This window comes from Phaeovulum sp. W22_SRMD_FR3 (assembly GCF_052113705.1).
Classification (GTDB): domain Bacteria; phylum Pseudomonadota; class Alphaproteobacteria; order Rhodobacterales; family Rhodobacteraceae; genus JBGQOG01.
Window position 1 is genome coordinate 288,358 of sequence record NZ_JBGQOG010000003.1, and the last position, 18,480, is coordinate 306,837.

The window sequence follows — 18,480 nt, forward strand, 5'->3', positions numbered from 1 at the left end:
GAATTGGACACTAAATTGGATCAACTATACTCGGAAGAGCATCGCATGGTGCGCGACACGGCGCTCCGGCTCGGCCGCGACCTCGTCGCCCCCGCCGCCGCAGAGATCGACCGGCGGGACGAATTCCCACGGGCGGTCTATACGGCCCTGGCCGCACAGGGTCTTTTTGGCGTCGCGCTGCCCGAGGAGGCGGGCGGCAGCGGGATGGATGCGATGGCCGCCTGCATCGTGATGGAAGAGATCGCCAAAGGCTCGGGCGCGGTCGGCAATGCCTATGCGATCCCGGTCGAGGCCGCGCTGTTCCTGCACCACCATGGCACAGCGGCGCAGCAGGCCCTGATTCCCGGCATTCTGGACGGCAGTGTGATTCCGGCCACTGCCGTAACCGAACCCAATTTCGGATCGGATGTGGCCAGCATGACCACCACCGCGCGCCGGGACGGCGAGGATTATATCCTGAAGGGCACCAAGGCCTGGGTGACCTTCGGGCAGATTGCCGATGTGATCATGGTCTTTGCCAAGACCGATCCCGCCGCCGGTCATCGCGGCATTTCCTGCATTCTGGTGGAAACCAACCGGCCAGGCGTCGTGCGCGGCAAATCCGAAGAACTGCTGGGGATGCACGGGCTTGCGGAATGCATGATCAGCTTTGACGAGGTGCGCGTGCCGGTAAGCAACCGAGTCGGGCCGGAACATGGCGCCTTCAAGATGGCGATGGAGAATTTCAACTTCTCACGCCTGATGATGTCTTCCATGGCCCTCGGGATGACGCAGGCGGCGATGGAGGATGCCATCGCCTACGCCCATGACCGGACCCAGTTCGGCAAACCGATCTTTGAGTTTCAGGCCGTGCAGTTCATGATCGCGGATATGGCCAAGGACATTGCCGCCGCGCGCCTGCTGATCCATCATGCGGCACGGCTCTATGATGCGGGGCAGCCCATCGCGCTGGAGGCGGCGCAGGCCAAGCTGTTCACCACCGACATGGCGCAGGGCCATATTTCCAACGCCTTGCAGATCCACGGCGGCAATGGCTATTCACGCGAATTCCGCATTGAACGGCTGTTCCGCGACGTACGGCTGAGCCAGATCTACGAAGGCACCAATCAGATCCAGCGCATCATCATCGCGCGCCAGATGCAAAAGGCCTATGCATGAGCCTGTATTATGAAGATGTCGACATCGGTCACAGCTACACGACCGCGGCCCATCAGATCACGTCACAGGACATTGCCGATTTCTGCCGCCTGACACGGGACCATCACCCCTTGCACACCGATGAGGCCTATGCCCGCACGGCGGGTTTTTCGGGCATCATTGCGCATGGCCTCTATGGGCTCGCGCTGATGGAGGGGCTGAAGACGCAGCTGCACCTTTATGACGCAAGCTCGATTGCCTCCCTCGGCTGGAATGATGTGCGGTTCCTGCAGCCGATGGTGGCGGGCGACCGCCTGCATGTGGAAATGACCTTCACCGCCAAGCGCAAAAGCGGATCGCGTCCGGCGGGCATCATCACCGAAAAGGTCAGCCTCATGTTTGACGATGGCCGGGTGGCAATCACCGGCGCGCATATCTCCTTGATTCAGATCGCACCGCAAGGAATGGTCAGCGCATGACGCATGATTCCCCGATTGCCAGCCCCGCAGCCCCTGCCGATGAAAACTCGGTTGATCAGGTCACCCGCTTGATCCGAGAGGATATTTTATCCGGCAGGTTGCGGCCCGGCGACCGGTTGAAGACCGCGGAACTGGCACAACGGCTGGGCTTTTCGACCATGCCGCTGCGCGAGGCATTGCGCAAACTCGAGGGGGAAGGGCTGGTCGAGATTGAGCCGAACCGCGGCGCCACCGTGCGTCAGCTCGACCGCTCCTACGTGACCGATCTCTATGAGCTGAACACCGAATTGCGCATTTTCGCCATGCGGCGGGGCATGGCAACGCTGACGCTGGCGCGGATCGACGAGCTGGAGACGCTGGCCGCCGAGTATCACGACAAGATCACCAGCGGCGCGGATGATGCCGCGCTTGAGATCAACCGCCGGTTCAATGCGCGGCTGGTAGAATTTGGCGGCAACAAAGAGGCGCTGCGGGTGTTCTTGCGCGGTTGGGACACGATTTTTGCCTTTCGCCGCAGCTATGGCTACGGCAGCGGGCGGCGGCGGATCATGGCGCAGGAAATGAAACTGCTGCTGGAGGCGATGCGCCGCCAGGACGTGGCGGGCGCCGAGGCCATTTTGCGGATGCAAAATGCCGCGATGATGGAAGATCTGGTGGCGCGGCTGCCGGGTTGAGGCCCCCGCCTGCCCACCGCCGCCACCGGCGGCACCGGCACAACAGGGTGCGGGCCGCCGCCCCGGCTGCGGCCCGGCCTCACTTACCGGAAGGCCTGACTGGTGCCACGGTCGAGATAGAGCCCCGCCCCCATCGCGCCCGTCACCTTCTGCCCATCCCAGACGGTCTGCCCGCGCAGGATGGTGCGCACCGGCCAGCCGGTCACCTGCATCCCCTCATAGGGGGTATAGTCACAATCGTGGTGCAGCAGGCTTTGCGACAGCGTCACCTCACGCGCGGGATCCCACAGGGTGATGTCGGCATCCGCGCCCACCGCAATCGTCCCTTTGCGCGGATAGAGCCCGAAGAGCCGTGCCGGATTGGTCGCGGTCAGCGCCACGAACCGCTCGGCCGAGATCCGGCTTTTCGAGACGCCTTCGGAAAACAGGATCGGCAGCCGCGTCTCGATGCCCGGAATGCCATTGGGCACCCAGCGAAAGGCCGTGCGGGCCCCCGCCACGTCCTTGCCCTTGGGGTCGTCGAACCGGAACGGGCAATGGTCCGAGGAGAATATGTCAAAGGTGCCATCGCGCAGCCCTTCCCATATCGCCTCCTGGCTGTCGCGGTCACGCGGCGGGGGCGAGCAGACATATTTCGCCCCTTCAAAATCCATGTTCAGACCCTTCAGGTCATCGGCCTCAAGCGCGATATACTGCGGGCAGGTTTCGGCCCAGATGTTCATGCCGCGCCGCTTGGCCCATTGGATCTGTTCCATCGGCTCGCGCCCGGAGACATGCACAATCGTGATCGGCACATCGGTCAGCTCCGCATGCGAGATCGCCCGGTGAGTCGCCTCCCTCTCCACGCTTTGCGGGCGGCTTTTGGCATGAAAATAGGGGGCGGTCTGCCCCGCCTCTTCGAGGCGCCGGGTCATGTAGCGGATGGCGTCATAGCCCTCGGCATGCACCATCACCATCGCCTTTTCGCGCCGCGCCAGATCAAAAACCTCCAACAGCTGCGCATCATTCAGGACCATGTCATCATAGGTCATGAACACCTTGAATGAGGTATAGCCGTCCTTCACCAACGCGGGCAGCTCTTGTCCCATCACCTGCGGCGTCGGGTCGGTGATGATCAGATGAAACGAGGTATCCACATAGCATTTCCCGTCCGCCGCCGCGTGATAGGCCGCAACGGCCGCGCGCAGCGATTGCCCCTTTTGCTGCAGGGCAAAGGGCATCACCGTCGTGGTCCCCCCTGCCGCCGCCGAGCGGGTGCCGCTTTCAAAGCCATCGGCCATCACCACGCCGCCGCCCTGATATTGCTCCAGATGCACATGAGCGTCGATCCCGCCGGGCAGGGCCAACAGCCCGGCGGCATCAATCTCGGTGCGTGCAGCGCCGACATCTTCGGCAACCGCAACAATCCGGCCGTCCCGGATGCCGATTTCGGCCCGGAAGCGGTCGCCCGCGGTGACAATTTCTGCGTTGCGAATGGCGGTGTCCAGCATCGTGCCCCTCATGGTCAAGAAATGGGCGGCGCGGGCAGGCCCAGCGCCGCCGGGAATTATTCCGTCATCGCCTTGAACAGGGCTTTTTGCCCGTCGGTGGTCAGCGCGCTCTCATAGAGCGGCTTGGACGCGGCCACGAAGGGCGCCAGATCCGGATAGGTAACCGTCACACCCTGCGCTTCAAAAGATTTGATCAGCGGCGTTTCCTGCTCTTCGACATAGCCGCGTTGCCACTGCGCCGCCTCGCGGCCCGCATCCATCAACGCGGTCTGGATCTCTGCCGGCAAGGCGTCAAAGGCGGATTTCTGCATCGAAACGGGCGCGGTCATGTTCAGCCAGCCGATCGGCGCGAAATCCGGCGCCACTTCGTAAAACTTCATCCCCTCATAGCCGGTCGAGGCCCCCTCCGCGCCGTCAACCACCCCTGCCTGCAGCGCGCCGTAAAGCTCGGAATAGGACATCGGAGTCGGATTGGCGCCATAGGCCCGGAAGGCCTCGACATGCACCGGGTTTTGCATGGTGCGGATTTTCATCCCCGCCAGATCCTCCATGCTGTTCACCGGCTTCGAGGTCATCAAATGCCGCATCCCCGAGGAGAATACCGCGATCAGTTGCAGGTTCTTGGCATTGGCATCCGCCTCCATCAGATCCATATGCGCATCCACTTTCTCACCCAGACCGGAAACCGAGGGGAAGAGGAAAGGCAGGTCAAAAACCTTGAATGAATCGACATAGTTGGACAGCATCGCGTTCGAGGTCATCGCCATATCGAGCGAGCCGAGCATCACGCCTTCGATCAGCTGCTGTTCGTCGCCCAGCTGGCCGCCGGGGAAGATTTCAAGGGTGGCCGCGCCATTGGTCTTGGCCTCCAGCAGCGCGCGCATTTTCTGCAGGCCGACATCTTGCACCTCGTTGGCGGCATTGGTGTGCGCGACGCGCAGCGTGTAATCGGCGGCATATACCGGCAGCGCCAGAAGCGTTGCGGCGGCGGTCAGGGCAATCAGGGTTCTGTTGGACATGGTCGTTTCTTTCATTTTTTGGGTGGGGAGAACGCGGGAAAGGCAGCCCCGCCCTCAGGGGATCAGCACCGAGGGCAGCCACAGCGAGATGGCGGGGACGAAAGTCACAAGCAGCAGGGCCGCCAGCATGCAGACGAAGGGCAGCAAGACCTTTCGGGAGACTTGCTCGATCCGCCGCTCTGCCACCGAGGCGGCGACATAGAGGCAAATTCCATAGGGCGGGGTGATCAGCCCGATCGACAGGTTCAGCGCGGTGATGATGCCGAATTGGGCCGGGTGGATGCCAAAGCTCTGCGCAATCGGCAAAAGGATCGGCAGCAGGATCAGCACGGCGGAAATGCTCTCCATGAACATGCCCACCACCAGCAACAGCAGGTTGACGATCAGCAAGAACACCACTCGGCTGTCGGTCAGCCCGGTCAGCCAGTCCCGCAGCATCTGCGGAAAGCCCTGGGTTGCGATGATCCAGGTGAAAACGCTGGCCGTCGAGATGATGATCAGCACGGTGGCTGACAGGCTGATCGCGCGCATGAAGATCCGGGGCAGATCGCGGGGCTTCAGCTCACGGTAGATCACCATCGTCACGACGAGCGTGGTGAACAGCGCGACGCAGGCCGCCTCGGTCGCCGTGAAGACGCCGCCGACAATGCCGCCAATGATGATTGCCGGAACGGCCATGCCGGGCAGCGCATCCCAAAACCCAAGCAGCAACCGCCCCAGCGTGAAGGCTTCGGTATCGCGGTAGGCGGCGCCGTGGCGCTTGGCATAGAGCCAGCAGCCCAACAGCAGGCCCGCCACGACGATCAACCCCGGGATCACGCCGCCCAGAAACATCGCGCCGATGGATTGGTTGGCGGTTACCGCGATCACGATCAACACGATCGAGGGGGGGATGATCGAGGCGAGCGCGCCAGAGGCCGCAATCACCGCCGCCGCCAGGTCAATATCATAGCCGCGTTTGCGCATCTCTGGCGTCATCACGGCCGCAATGGCCGCCGTATCGGCCGAACCAGAGCCCGAGATCGCGGCCAGACCGGTGCCGGTGACAATCGCCACCAGATAGAGGCTGCCGGTGATCCAGCCCACCAGCGCGCCCGCCAGGGTCACGAAACGGCGCGCGATGCCGCCCGCTTCCATCAACAGGCCCGCCGCCACGAAGAAAGGAATGGCCATCAGTGTGAAGGAGTTGATGCCGCCATAGACGCGCTGCGCGACGATCGACAAAGGGACGGTCGTGGTCAGTTCAATCGCCAGAAGCGCGGCAATACCAAGCGCCAGAACAATCGGTGTGCCCGAAAACAGCAGGACCAAAAATCCGGTGACCGCGACGATCATAGACCCGTCCCCCCGGACACCGCGCCCCGCGGCCGCAAAACCTTTGGCACGCTGGCCAGCGCGAATTCCAGCAGGAAGTAGCCAAAGCCCACCGGCAAAGCCATGTAGGGCACCGCCATCGGCATTTGCAGCGCGGGCGATTTCACCATGAACCCGATGGCCACCATCGCGGTGGAGGCCACCGCAACCACGCCCAGAAACCACATGCCCAAGATCAGGCTGAGGCTGCCAAACAGGCGCTGCACGGCCACCGGTGCCTTCTGGATCAGGAAATTCACGCCGACATGCTGGTTGTGCCGCATGGCGATCCCCGCCCCCAGAAGGGTCAGCCAGATCTGCGCGAAAGTTGCGGTCTCTTCGCTCCAGGCGATGGAGTAATTGAACAGGTACCGTCCCAGAATTTGGAACAGGATGGCACAGGCCATATAGGCCAGCGCGGACAGGGCCAGCACATCGACACAGCGGCGCAAAAGCCGCAAAGCCCGCGTCATCACGCGCCCGAACTTTTGAAAAAATTCTCTACCAAACAATACGTTACGAATGTGACCAGTCCGGCGATCCGCCATGACGTCATTCCTTTTTTCAGGGATCTCGCGTGAGTCCGACCAGCAACCTATCGCTGCCTTCACGTTATCCGCTCCGTCACAATGCAGAAGGCCAGCGACTATAAATTAATCAGGGCCAACTATTTAACGGCCGGTTTTTCCAGATATTCCCGCGAATGCTCGGTTAGATTTGACGCAGGCCATCAGGCCGACGAACACAGATCGGGCAAAAAATGAGCATGAGACCAAATTCCGTGCAGGCAGAAAACGCCACCCTCCCGTCACAAGATCCGCAGCTGGGATTGGCGTTTTGCATTTTGGGCCGCGCCGAATCCATTCTGCTGGCGCGCGGCGCGGGCTTTGATTTCGCCGTGGTGGATATGGAGCACGGCCCGCTGGGTCTGGACCAATTGGGGCAGATGGCAGCGGTGGGCCGGGCCCTGCACATGCCGGTCTATGGCCGCGTCACCGGGCCGCGTTCACCCGATCTGGCGCGCGTGCTCGATTGCGGCGCGACCGGGGTCATCATCCCCCATGTGGACAGTGTGGAAGACGCCCGCCACATCGCCGCGCAATGCCGTTTCGCGCCCATCGGGCAACGGGCGCTGCCCGGCCCCCTGCCGCTGGCGGACTACCGGCTGGCCGCAGCGGCCGAACTCTGTGCCGCCGCAGAGACGGAAGTGCAGCTGTTTGCGATGATCGAAAGCGCCGCGGGCCTGTCCGCGGTCACCGGCATTGCCGCCACGGCGGGGATCAGCGGCTTGATCATCGGCACCAATGATCTGGCCGACGGCCTCGGGTTGCGCGGGCAGCCGGAGCATCCCGCCGTGCTGGACGCGTTCAGGGTGATTGCACAGGCGGCGCGGGCGCAGGGCTGCCGCTTTGGCATCATGGGCCTGCCCCCTGCCCTGTGGCGCAGCCACGGCAAAGATCTGGGGGCCGATCTGATCGTCCTGACCAATGACACCAATCTGATCCACGAGGCCGGCCAGGCACAGCTGACCGCCGCGCGCGCCCGGCTGGCTTAGGGCGCGCTGTCTGACGCCGCCGCTTGCCCGGCCATCTCCGCCAGACGCTGGCTCACGCGCCGGCCGAAATCCGCGATGAACCGCTGTGTCTGGCGCGAGGGGTCTTTGGACTTCAGCAGGGCCGCGGACAAATCGAACGTCAGGTCGGGACCATAGGGGCGGATCACCAACCCCGGCCGCAATGCGTCATAGGCCGTCAGCTCATCCACCAAGGCCACGCCCCAGCCTTCCCGTACGATCCGCGCGGCGGCATTCATGAAACGGGTTTCGATGTTGGGGCGGTAGTCCAACCCATTGGCCCGAAAGCTTTCGGCCATCACGAGGCCAATGCGGTTGGCCACCTGCGGCCCCACCAAAGGCCGCCGCACCAGATCCCGCGGCAGGATCACATCCATCTGCGCCATCGGATCGTCCTGCGCGCACAGGCACACCAGCCGCAAAGGCCGGATCAGCTGATATTGCAGCGCCTGCCGCTCGTAAGCGGCCATGATGAAGCCCACATCCGCCACACCATTTTCAACGATCTGCAGCACGCTGTCCAACGGCCGGGTCTCGAGCGAGACCTGAACCCGGGGATATTTGCGCGCGTAATCCGCAATCACCCCCGGCAGGACGGATTCACTGATTTCCGCCGTGGCTGCCACCCGAACGCGGCCGATCTGGCCCTTTTGCAGATCGGTCGCCCGCTGGTTCACCGCATCGCGCAGCAAGAACAAAGGCTCCGCCTGCTCCAGCAGGATCATCGCCTCTTCGGTCGGTGTCAGACGGTTGTTCACCCGCTCAAAGAGCGCGAAGCCAAGCACCGTTTCCGTGTGACGAATGGTGTTGGAGATCGAGGGCTGCGACATGCCCAGCCGTTCCGCCGCGCCGACCGTCGTGCGAAACTGCACCACCGCACGGAGAATTTCGAGCTGTCGAAGATTAAGCATTGGTCCGCCCCGCCGTCAAAGCCCCCTCAGCTTTTGGTCATCCGCACCCGGTGAAAGTTGCGCACCTTGTCGCTGAAGGGTCCAAATCCTTTGATAGCGTTGAATTCGGGCGTTTCATAGGCTTCGGGTCCGGTGATCGTGTAAATCGCCACGAAGCGCGCCCCCCCTTCAAGGCAGATTTCCCGGCGCGCATCGATCCAGCCGGGACAGGCCAGAATGTCGGGCAGGTGCTGATGCTCATACCAGTGATCAAATGCCGCCACATGCTCGGGGTCGATATCGACGAAAACCATGTGCGTTTGATGCTGTTGGCTCATGTTCCAAAGTCCAGACAGGGGCGCAGGGCCGCCATCAGGCGGGCGCTTTCGGCGGCAGAAATGCCGGGGGTGGGCGCCCGGCAGGCAGGGCTCGCGATCCGGCCCAAGGCCGCGAGGCAGGCCTTGATCCGCGCGGCGGCCAGATGTCCCGGGGCGGCATAGATCAGCCGCGCAAGGTCAAAGATCACGCCATGGATCGCCCGGGCCTGCGCGATATCGCCCTGCCGCACCGCGCCATCCAGCGCCGAGATCAGATGCGGGATCAGCGCCGACAGGCTGACGGCGCTGCCATCGCTGCCCAACATGTAGCAGGGGAACAGATGCTCATCCCCCGAGGCCATCACCGCCACATCCGGGCGCGCAGCGCGGGCGATCCTGCGCGTCAGGTCATAAGCACGGGTTTCCCAGCTGCCCTCCTTGATGCCAACGACAGCCTCAATCGCCAGCAGACGCTGCAGAACCTCTTCACCATAGGCCGTGCGGCCCGCACCCACCGCACCCTGAAACAGATAGATCGGGGCGCCGGTGGCGCTGGCAATCGCCCGGTGATGGGCTTCGATCGCACGCGGATCTGCGCCCAGCGCCCAGGAAAACGGCGCAAAGACCATGATGGCATCGGCACCGGCCCGCAGCGCCGCCACCGCATCGAGACAGGCCGCATGGCTGGCCTCGGCACTCACCGCCGCAATGATCCGCTTGCCGGGCGCCAGCGCCCGGGCGGCCGCGACCACGTCGCTTTGCTCGGCACGCCCCAGAAAGACGCCCTCCCCCGCATGACCATTCAGCAACAGCCCGTCTTGCAAAGGGTCGGCCAGCACTGCGCTGAAATGTCGTTCAAGGCTGGAAAGGTCCAGCGCGCCGTCCTCCGTCATCGGGCAGATCGTCGCGGCGAAAAGGCCGCCGTGGTCAGCGGGCGCGCTCATGCCAGCACCCCGGCCGTCTGCAATGCCGCGCGCAGCGTCGCGCGGAGGGCATCGGTTTGTGGCAACAGCGGCAGGCGCGGGGCGGCGTTCTTGATCACCCCCATCATCTGCAGGCCATCTTTCATGCGGGTGTGCATGTCGATCACCGGCGCGGGTCCGTAAACCGCGCGGACCACCGGATAGAGGCGGTCATTGGCCGCGCGCATCCGGGCCAGATCCATCGCCTGCGATGCCTGCCACAATTCGGCAATCAACTCCGGCACAAGGCTGGTCAGGCCCGACAGGATCCCGTCGCCCCCCAGCGCCACCTGCGCAAAGAACCAATGGAAATTCGAGGGCAGCAACGCGGTGTCGGGCGCAGATCTGGCAATCGCCCGCCGGTTTTCATCATAGGCCAACAGCGTGGCGCTGCCTTCCTTGACCGCGATCACCTCGGGGATTTGCACCACTTCGCTCAGCACCTCCGTCGACAGCCCGAAACCGGAGGCAATCGGGAACTGGAAATGCGAGAGCGGCATCCCGACTTCCCGCGCGAGGCGTTCAAACAGATGGACCGCGGCCTTCGTAGTGGTATTGCCCCCGCCCAGCGCCTCGGCGGGAAAGATCACCGCCACATCGGCACCCGCCTGGCGGGCGGTTTCGGCCTGCCGCAAAGCGTCGGGCAGGCCCGTCGGGATGATCCCCGCCAGCAACGGCCGCCCCGCGCCGATATGATCGCGCGTGCGGCGGATCACCTCAAAGCGTTCGGTGTCGCTGAGCGCGGTGGCCTCGCCCGCATGGCCATTGACGAAAACGCAATCGGTGGTCTGCGGGCGCGCGCAATGCTCCAGCACCGCCGCATATCCGTCCCAGTCAATTGCGCCGGTCTCGTCAAAGGGCAGCACAGTGGCCACGGTCACGCCGTGAAGATCTTTGCCGGTCAGCGTCATGCAGTCACCTTTTTGCGCGGAAATTTCAACGTGGCATCGGCTTTTAACACCTGCACCCCCTCTTCATTCGTGGCACTGGCCTGCCAGTCCACCGTGCGGTTTTCCGCGTCGATGGCGGCAATCCAGATGTCAAAGCGGATGGTGTCCCCGTAGCGCACCGCCCCGGTGAACCAAAAGCTGTCGCGGATGGAGACCCCCAGCGTTCCCACCAGATCCGAGGTCAGCACCGAAGTGCAAATTCCCGCGACAAGGATGCCCGGCGCCAGCCGCGCACCAAAGCGTGTCCCGGCGGCATAGTCATCATCCACATGCACGGGGCCAAAATCGCCGGTGGCGGCGATATACATGGCGCCATCCGCCTCGGTCACGGTCTTTGAGACCGAAACACGGTCGCCCACGGAGAGCGCATCAATCGGTGTCAGCTCATACATCGCCTAGCCCCCGTTGACCGGGCGCAACCGCGCCTCGCCGGTCATCACGCTTTCCGTGCCGACCTGACCGAGGAGCGCGCACAGGACGTCACCCTCATCCGTGAACCCGGTCACCCGCACGGTGGCGGCCAGCGTTTCCCCAAGGAGCACCGGGCGGGCGAAAACAAAACCGATCTGCGCGATGCAATGGCCCGCACCGCCGATCTGCGCCAGCCCGGTGGTGAACAGCGCCCCCGCCACCAGCTCAAAGGCAAGGGAAGTGGAAAAGCCCTGCGCCACCGCCCGCGTGCGGTCCACGTAGAGCGCGCCGAGATTGCCGGATATGCCGGTGAAGAACCCCTGATCGGCCACGCTCAGGGTTTTGCGAAAGCTGGCCGATTGGCCAACGGTGGGGGATGCCTGTGTCATGAATAGCTCTCGTGCCGGGGGGATCAGAGGGTGAGGCCCCGTTTGATGACCGAGCGGGCGATCAACATCCGGTGGACTTCAGAGGTGCCATCGTAAATGCGGGTGACGCGGGCATCGCGGTAGATGCGCTCCAGCGGCAGTTCCTTGGTGAAGCCGTAGCCGCCGAACATCTGGATGCCGCGATCCGCGACGCGCCCCAGCATTTCGGACGCATGCACCTTGACCATCGACACCTTGTCGCGCGGGTCCAAGCCCTGATCGACTTCCCAAGCGGTGTTCAGGACCATCATCCGTGTCGCGAAGATGTCAATCGCGCTGTCGGCGACCATTTGCTGCACCATCTGGAAGTCGCCAATCGGCTGGCCAAATTGCTGGCGCGTGGCCGCGTGCTGCCGCATCATCTCCAGCACCCGCCCGGCCATGCCCACCGCCCGCGCGCCGATATGGCCCAGACGGATGCCGCCCACATTGGCCATCATCACCCGAAAGCCATCGCCCACCGCGCCCAGGACATTGTCCCGGGGGATGCGCACATCGTCGAAGGTCAGCTCGGCGTGACCATAGCCGCGATGGCCCATCATCTTTTGATTGCGCACCACGTTGAAACCCGGTGTATTCTTGTCAACGAGCAACAAGGTGATCCCGCCACGCGCGCGCTTTTCGGCATCCGTCACCGCCATGACGATCACGTAATCCGCGATATCGCCATCGGAGATGAAATGCTTGGTGCCGTTCAACACCCAGCTGTCGCCGTCCAGATGCGCATGGGTCTTGATCGCCGCCGCATCTGAACCCGCGCCGGGTTCGGTGATTGCCATCGCACAGATCTTTTCCCCCCGGACGGTGGGATAGAGATAGGTTTCACGCAGATCCCCGGTAAGGTGATCCAGCATCGGGTAAACCTGACCGAAAATCCGCCGGATCAACGCATCCGAGGTCTGGCCCAACTGCTCTTCGACCAGACACATGTCCATGACGCCAAGTCCGGCACCGCCGGACGCGGCCGACATGTTCATCGCATAAAAGCCCAGCGCCTGCGCCTCGGCCTTGACCGTGGCCAATTTCGCAGGCGGGATCTGCGCCGCCTCTTCGGTCTCCATTTCCAGGGGCTGTACTTTGTCCCGGACAAAGCGCCCCACCGCATCGGTGATCATGCGTATGTCGTCTGACTGTGAAAAATCCACAATGATCTCTCCTGTTGCGGCCCGGATCAGCCGCGCATTCTGTCGGTTTCGGCAACCGCCCCTTGGGCGATCAGCGCCTCAATTTCGGCCTCTGACAGGCCCGCTTCGCGCAAAATCTCGCGGCTTTGGCCGCCAAGCGCGGGCGGCAAACGCCGCACGCCGGGGCTGGCACCGTCATAGCGCACCGGATGCGTCAGCATGACCAGCGGCGTGCCTGCCGGGGTCGCAACCGTGGTAAATGCCGCCAGATGCTGCACCTGCGGATTGGTGCGCAATCCATCGTAATCTTCGATTTTCTCGTGCCAGATCCCGGCGGCCGACAGGGCAAGCAATGCCGCCTCCGTGCTCAGAGCCGCCATCCCCTGCGCCACCTTGCGCGAGATTTCACCCCGGCGCTCAAATCCGTCGGTTGCGGTGAAATCGGCCAGTTCCGGCAGGTCCAGCGCACGGCTCAGATCTGCCGGGGTGGACATCGAAATCATCACATGCCCATCGCGGGTCGCATAGACCCCATAGGGGCCGGGGCTGAACCAATTGGCCATGCCCTCGGCGCCCCGCGGACCGGCATGTTCGGCACCGTTCATCCAGGCGGTGATCGATTCCCCCTGCAGGTCCATCGCCGCCTGCAGCATGTTCACCTCCACCCGGCGCGCCACACCCGTGCGTTCGCGCTCAAAGAGCGCCGCCACAATCCCCGCCACGGTCAGGGCCGCGGCATGGTGGTCAATCGGCACCGAGCCCACGGCGACCGGACCGCCTTCCATACTGCCCGTATGCGCCGCCATCCCGGTCATCGCCTGCAGCAAGATGTCCTGACCGGGGCGCTTGGCAAAGGGCCCGTCGGCACCATAGCCCGTGGTTGCCGCATAGATGACGCCGGGGTTGATCTTGCGCATCTCGGCCTCGGAGAGGCCCAGCTTCTCCAGCGTGCCCGGCCGGAAATTCTCCATCACCACATCGGCGGTGGCGATCAACCGGCGCACCGTTGCCAGCCCGGCTTCGGATTTCAGATCCACCGCGATCGAGCGTTTGTTGCGCCCGGTGGTCACATGATTGACCGAGATATCCTCGACAAAGCGGTTGCCCACCGCCCAATTGCGCTGAAAGGCCCCGGTAAGCGGCTCGACCGCAATCACATCCGCGCCGATGTCCCCGAGATGCTGCGCCGCAGCGGGTCCCGACAGAAAGTGGTTGAAGCTTAAAACCCGGATACCGTCCAACGCGCCCATTTGGTGCCTTTCTGCTGTCAGTCGGGCAAGGCTAGGTCAAGGTCATCGCACTGTGAATATAGGAAACTATGCTAATCCTGCGGTATAGAATTGGTTATGCGAATACTCTGATCTGCTGTATCGCCCCGCGGGCCACGAACGGGGTGAAGAAACCAGGGCAGGTTGCGGAACTGGCGGCGCCCGCGCAAAGCCTTGGCGCTGTCACGGCCTGAGGCTGCCGCAGCGATATCAAGTCTGGCGGTGACATCCGCGGCCCGCATGCCATGACGGCGCGTCCGGCAGGTGACGCCGCCTGTCAGCTGACCTCAGGGGAGAGGGCCGACGCGGCGCGAGGGGCGTGAAGGACGCTTTTCGGTTTCGGCAGACGCGCGCGTTGAGCGGGGCTTGCGCCGGGCCTCGTCTCAGGTGCAGGCTGTGTTTGCCCGGAGCAGGTGCCGCCAGAAAATCCGGCACGGGCTTTCGATGCGCTTTTATTTTTTCTTTGGTTTCAGAGGCTTTCGATTGCCAGCTCCGATCATCATGCCCGTATCGCCCGTGGTATTTCCCCTCGATTCCCCCTTTTCGAACAGAACCGAAGTCAGACAAACAGCGCTGTCGGATGGACGGTTTCTGATCACCTGGCGAGAGATCGTTGTCGAGGCGGACGGAAGTGACATTTTTGGCTGTCTGCTCGACGATCGGGGACAGCCGCTGGGAGAGCCGTTCCGGGTCAACAGCACAGCAGAGGCCGCGCAGACGCAGGCGACGTCTATCGCGCTGGCGAATGGCGGGTTTGTGGTGGTGTGGGAATCTTTCGGGCAGGACGATTTTCAGCCGTCCAGCAGTTTTTCCAGCTCTTCTGATTTCAACCGTGCCCGACAGCGCGGGGTGTATCAGCAGGTTTACGACGCCGACGGCAACCCTGTCGGCGGCGAGGTTCTGGTCAACACCGGGCTGGTCTACGCCGACCAACATGATCACCGGATCACGGCGCTGGATGACGGCGGCTATGTGGTCACATGGCAAAGCGCGGATTTCAGATTTCAGAACGCCGATCTGTATCAACAGCGCTTTGACGCCACAGGCCAGCCCCTGGGCGGGAATGTCCGCGTAGAAACCTCGTTTGATGTCAGCATCGGAACAAGCGTCTTTCCTGACCGAGTTCCCTATGAGGCCCCGCCGGCAATTCAGACCGACGCCGATACGCTGACCCGCGTTTGGGGAAACTCATCCTACAGCAACGTCTTGTTGTTTCAAAACGATATGGGCGGTGTCTCTCAGCGCGTCGTCAATCTTGGGCCTGGCAACTCCCCAGACATGGTGCTGCTGGCGGATGGTTCTTTGTTTATTGCCTGGGTGACGCACGTGCCCGAAAGCACGAGCAATACGCGCATCGTGGCGGGGCGGTTTTCGGCAGACGGGGTGGCATTGCAACCCATGGTGTCGCTGGACACCACCGTCAGGGAGTGGGAGAGCAATCCTCAGATCCTGCTGCTTCAGAGCGGCGCCATTCTTGTCACTTGGTATAACCAAGAAAATCACACCGTTCAGGGGCGCTTGGTGTCGGCAGACGGAACCACCCTGACGGACGAAATACAGATGGCCCCGGAGGGGCTGCGCCCCTCCCGTTGGGCGCTGTCGGAGAATACCGATGGTACAATCTCTCTGGCAATGAACTACGATATGTTGAGCGGGGGATCCGTCAACAATTCCAACTTGGGCACGGATATTGCTGTTCAGACCTTCGTTGTCGATCTGGCCCTGCCGGTCCGGGTGCTGAGCAGTGGCGCCGACGCCTTTACCGCTTCCGCCTCGGTCTGGTTTGTCGAGGGGCGTGGCGGCAATGACACCATCACCGGCGGCGCGGAAGACAATGTGTTCTACGGCCAGGCCGGGGATGACAGCCTCGTCGGGGCGGGCGGGAACGACTCCCTTTGGGGCGGGGCTGGCAACGACGTCATGATCGGCGGCGCGGGCGACGACCTGCTGCAGGGCGGCGACGGGGATGACACCCTTTCTGGTGGGGCCGGCGACGACCAGTTGTTCGGCGGTGTCGGTTTAAATCACCTCTACGGCCATACGGGGAATGACCTGCTCGTCGCGCGCCACAATGATTATCACCCCTACGTTGGGGGCGGCTACACGGCCATCCTCGACGGGGGGAGCGGCAATGACACTTTGCGCGGCGACGTCATGAACACTTACGCAGCCGGGGGCGATGGCGATGACCTGATCACCCACGCCAGAGTGGTGCGCGCGGGGGAGGGGAATGACACGATTGTCGGCGGCACCTTGATTGTCAGCGGCGCCTCGTTTGACGGCGGCGGCGGGATTGATGTTCTGGTGCTGCAAGACACTTTTGTCGACCTGCAGACAGGCGATTTCGGCACCAATAACTATCGGCGCGACCCGACAATCTCTGGCCATTTCGAAGGGATCGAGGTGGTGGTCCTGACCGGAGCTTCGTCGACACGCAACGTGATCGGCAGCACGGGAGATGATATCGTCTACTTTTCCAAATTCTACTTCGTCGCCTCGGGCAATGACGGCGACGACTATTTCGAATGCACCTATCAGCTGGGCTTGTCGCGCCCGGCGCAGGATTTCTACGGGTCATTGCGCACGGCGACGATTGACGGCGGTGCGGGCAATGACACGATCATCGGCGGGTTGATGGACAGTACCTTCACCGGCGGCACGGGCAACGACTGGCTTCAGGGCCACCATTTCAACGACACGCTGACGGGCGACAGTGGCAATGACACGCTGATCGGCGGTGCCGGGCGCGACAGCCTCATCGGTGGCTCTGGCAACGATCTGCTGCTGGGCGGCGAGGGTCGCGACACGCTGCGGGGCGGCAGTGGTGCCGACACGCTGGACGGGGGGGCCGGGCTGGATGTGCTCTATGCCGAAGGCGGACAGAATGTGCTGACCGGGGGCGGGGCCGCCGATGTCTTCGTCTTCAGCAGCGCCGAGGCCCAAACCGTGGTGACCGACTTCACCCCCGGCGTGGACCAACTGGATTTTTCAGGCCTGACGGGCAACGCCGGGTTCCTCGCGATGACCTGGGGAGATCTGACCTATTCCCGGATCGGCGATTTTGGCACAGCCGGGCCTGCGTACCGTGGCCTCCGCATCTCGCAGGTTGGTGACGACGTCCAGATCGAGGTCACAACGGCCCCCGGGAATGAGGCCAAGAACGACCTCCCCCTCAGCATTCTGCTGCAAGGCGTATCATTGGACGCGCTGACGGCAGGCGACTTCCTGTTTTGAGCTCCCCGGGCATGGGGCCCGCGCCACCTGCGGCACAAACCGTGCCTTTGGGGCATTGAGGCAACGGGTCTGGCGGCGGTTTGGTGCGGGTCCCCGTGGTCGGGTCATGTGCCGCGCAAGGAGAGGCTGTCCTGCAGACAGGGGGGGCCGCGGCGCGACCGCCCTCCCCCGCCCTCAGCAACACAAGGGCCTGCCACCGGCGGCGCCCTTCTTTCAACCGGCAACCGTCGTCCAATCCAGGCCAAAGCGGTTGAGATATTTCCGCCAAAAGAACCGCATCATCATCCTGCGCAGCGGCGTCCCACGGCGCACAGTCTTGCGATCTCAGCCTCGACCATGGTCACAGTGACGCGCCCGTATCCGGCCAGCACAGACATCCGGCGCGCCGGGGCCTGAAGATCGCGCAGATTTCCCGGCCAGACCGTCGCGGGGCTTGCGCAAAGCGCAGATAGCGGTCGAGCGCGTCGAGGTTTGGAACCGGTTTTGCGGTCCAGAACCCGTTTCTCTGCGGGAACAGAGTGCCGCATGCCGCACAGACGCAAATGGGCGCGCAGGGCGACGGCAACCACTGTCTGTTCATCGGCCGCTCGCGTGCTACCGGGCGGGTGGCGATGGTGACGCATCACGGGTCGCGCGGCTTGGGCCGGCTGCTCTGCAAGGAAGCGAGGGCGGTGGCGGAACAGGTCCGTGAGGCGCGCACTCCCGAGACGCGGCGGCAAAACGCTAGGATCCCCGCGGACACCGAAGAAGGGCAGAATTATGGGGCCGCGCTGCAGATCAGTCGCAGCTGGACCAAGGCGCACCACAACGCTCGGAATCAGGCGGTGGTGGAACAGCTGCGCGCCAGGCCATGGGACAGCCACCGGAACGGGCCGAATTTCACCCTTCGCCGGGGTGACCTGTTTTTGTCACGGTAAGGGGGCAACGCCCGCCTGAGGCGGCTATGCCGAGGATGCAACGGGTCTGACCCTGATCCCGCTGAACGTGGCAGAGCCGGATCAGATGGTGAAGGGGCACGGCGCAGGCCATGCGCTTGGCTTTGCGCCGCATGGGGCGGGGCGCAAATTCTCGTGCTGCGGGCACCGGTGCCGCATGGGATCAACGACACCGGCACAGATGCTTGTGGCGGCGACGGCGGCGCCCGACATCAGGTTTCATGCCGCAAAGGCCG

Annotated in this window: 18 protein-coding genes; 6 read left to right on the forward strand and 12 right to left on the reverse strand. The window is 63.5% G+C overall.

The window, feature by feature from the left end:
• Window positions 1–15 precede the first annotated feature (15 nt).
• From ACEN2S_RS05775 to ACEN2S_RS05785, 3 genes are read left to right on the forward strand one after another with little or no spacing between them, the layout of a single operon-like run.
• Window positions 16–1,158 (forward strand): acyl-CoA dehydrogenase family protein, encoded by a 1,143-nt coding sequence (locus ACEN2S_RS05775; protein WP_441863572.1) that lies wholly within the window; start codon window positions 16–18, stop codon window positions 1,156–1,158.
• Entirely contained in the window at window positions 1,155–1,616 is a 462-nt protein-coding gene (locus ACEN2S_RS05780; RefSeq protein WP_441863575.1) for a MaoC family dehydratase, read from the forward strand. Before ACEN2S_RS05775 ends, ACEN2S_RS05780 begins: the two co-directional genes overlap by 4 nt.
• The gene (locus tag ACEN2S_RS05785; protein ID WP_441863578.1) at window positions 1,613–2,290 is read left to right on the forward strand and encodes a GntR family transcriptional regulator; all 678 of its coding nucleotides are present in this window, start codon (window positions 1,613–1,615) and stop codon (window positions 2,288–2,290) included. Before ACEN2S_RS05780 ends, ACEN2S_RS05785 begins: the two co-directional genes overlap by 4 nt.
• 83 nt (window positions 2,291–2,373) lie before the next feature.
• On the opposite strand, the gene hydA is transcribed toward ACEN2S_RS05785, so the two are convergent.
• The 4 genes from hydA to ACEN2S_RS05805 are packed head-to-tail and all read right to left on the reverse strand — an operon-like array spanning window position 2,374 to window position 6,625.
• A complete protein-coding gene (hydA, locus tag ACEN2S_RS05790; RefSeq protein WP_441863581.1) occupies window positions 2,374–3,780 on the reverse strand; it encodes a dihydropyrimidinase in 1,407 nt (468 codons plus the stop codon).
• Window positions 3,781–3,836: 56 nt separating this feature from the next.
• Window positions 3,837–4,799 carry a TRAP transporter substrate-binding protein gene (locus tag ACEN2S_RS05795; protein ID WP_441863583.1) on the reverse strand — a complete coding sequence of 321 codons (963 nt, stop codon included), beginning with the start codon at window positions 4,797–4,799 and terminating at the stop codon, window positions 3,837–3,839.
• A gap of 54 nt (window positions 4,800–4,853) precedes the next feature.
• Window positions 4,854–6,134, reverse strand: coding sequence for a TRAP transporter large permease (locus tag ACEN2S_RS05800; protein ID WP_441863586.1), 1,281 nt, complete (start codon window positions 6,132–6,134; stop codon window positions 4,854–4,856).
• Window positions 6,131–6,625 carry a TRAP transporter small permease gene (locus ACEN2S_RS05805; RefSeq protein ID WP_441863589.1) on the reverse strand — a complete coding sequence of 165 codons (495 nt, stop codon included), beginning with the start codon at window positions 6,623–6,625 and terminating at the stop codon, window positions 6,131–6,133. The genes ACEN2S_RS05800 and ACEN2S_RS05805 overlap by 4 nt, the downstream gene beginning before the upstream one ends.
• A 293-nt stretch (window positions 6,626–6,918) precedes the next feature.
• Between ACEN2S_RS05805 and ACEN2S_RS05810 the strand changes: the two genes are divergently transcribed.
• On the forward strand, window positions 6,919–7,707 hold the full coding sequence (locus tag ACEN2S_RS05810; protein ID WP_441863591.1) for an HpcH/HpaI aldolase family protein: 789 nt from the start codon (window positions 6,919–6,921) through the stop codon (window positions 7,705–7,707).
• Here ACEN2S_RS05810 and ACEN2S_RS05815 read toward each other — a convergent pair.
• Genes ACEN2S_RS05815 through ACEN2S_RS05850 form a run of 8 tightly spaced genes read right to left on the reverse strand, consistent with a single transcriptional unit; the run spans window position 7,704 to window position 14,057 of the window.
• Window positions 7,704–8,636 carry a LysR family transcriptional regulator gene (locus ACEN2S_RS05815; protein ID WP_441863594.1) on the reverse strand — a complete coding sequence of 311 codons (933 nt, stop codon included), beginning with the start codon at window positions 8,634–8,636 and terminating at the stop codon, window positions 7,704–7,706. The two genes, ACEN2S_RS05810 and ACEN2S_RS05815, sit on opposite strands and share 4 nt — an antisense overlap.
• A gap of 26 nt (window positions 8,637–8,662) precedes the next feature.
• Window positions 8,663–8,929: a hypothetical protein gene (locus ACEN2S_RS05820; RefSeq protein ID WP_441863596.1), complete on the reverse strand. Its 267-nt coding sequence runs from the start codon at window positions 8,927–8,929 to the stop codon at window positions 8,663–8,665.
• A gap of 20 nt (window positions 8,930–8,949) precedes the next feature.
• Window positions 8,950–9,876 (reverse strand): dihydrodipicolinate synthase family protein, encoded by a 927-nt coding sequence (locus tag ACEN2S_RS05825; RefSeq protein ID WP_441863599.1) that lies wholly within the window; start codon window positions 9,874–9,876, stop codon window positions 8,950–8,952.
• Window positions 9,873–10,805: a dihydrodipicolinate synthase family protein gene (locus tag ACEN2S_RS05830; RefSeq protein ID WP_441863602.1), complete on the reverse strand. Its 933-nt coding sequence runs from the start codon at window positions 10,803–10,805 to the stop codon at window positions 9,873–9,875. The genes ACEN2S_RS05825 and ACEN2S_RS05830 overlap by 4 nt, the downstream gene beginning before the upstream one ends.
• Entirely contained in the window at window positions 10,802–11,236 is a 435-nt protein-coding gene (locus ACEN2S_RS05835) for a MaoC family dehydratase (RefSeq protein ID WP_441863605.1), read from the reverse strand. The genes ACEN2S_RS05830 and ACEN2S_RS05835 overlap by 4 nt, the downstream gene beginning before the upstream one ends.
• A 3-nt stretch (window positions 11,237–11,239) precedes the next feature.
• On the reverse strand, window positions 11,240–11,644 hold the full coding sequence (locus ACEN2S_RS05840) for a hypothetical protein (RefSeq protein ID WP_441863608.1): 405 nt from the start codon (window positions 11,642–11,644) through the stop codon (window positions 11,240–11,242).
• A gap of 23 nt (window positions 11,645–11,667) precedes the next feature.
• Complete coding sequence (locus ACEN2S_RS05845; RefSeq protein ID WP_441863611.1) at window positions 11,668–12,828, reverse strand: acyl-CoA dehydrogenase family protein; 1,161 nt, start codon at window positions 12,826–12,828, stop codon at window positions 11,668–11,670.
• A 26-nt stretch (window positions 12,829–12,854) separates the two neighbouring features.
• Window positions 12,855–14,057: a CaiB/BaiF CoA transferase family protein gene (locus ACEN2S_RS05850; RefSeq protein ID WP_441863614.1), complete on the reverse strand. Its 1,203-nt coding sequence runs from the start codon at window positions 14,055–14,057 to the stop codon at window positions 12,855–12,857.
• 462 nt (window positions 14,058–14,519) lie between these two features.
• Here ACEN2S_RS05850 and ACEN2S_RS05855 point away from each other — a divergent pair, with 462 nt between their 5' ends.
• Together ACEN2S_RS05855 and ACEN2S_RS05860 are read left to right on the forward strand one after the other, a co-directional pair.
• On the forward strand, window positions 14,520–17,309 hold the full coding sequence (locus tag ACEN2S_RS05855) for a calcium-binding protein (protein WP_441863617.1): 2,790 nt from the start codon (window positions 14,520–14,522) through the stop codon (window positions 17,307–17,309).
• 518 nt (window positions 17,310–17,827) lie between these two features.
• Complete coding sequence (locus ACEN2S_RS05860; protein ID WP_441863620.1) at window positions 17,828–18,226, forward strand: RtcB family protein; 399 nt, start codon at window positions 17,828–17,830, stop codon at window positions 18,224–18,226.
• Window positions 18,227–18,480 lie beyond the last annotated feature (254 nt).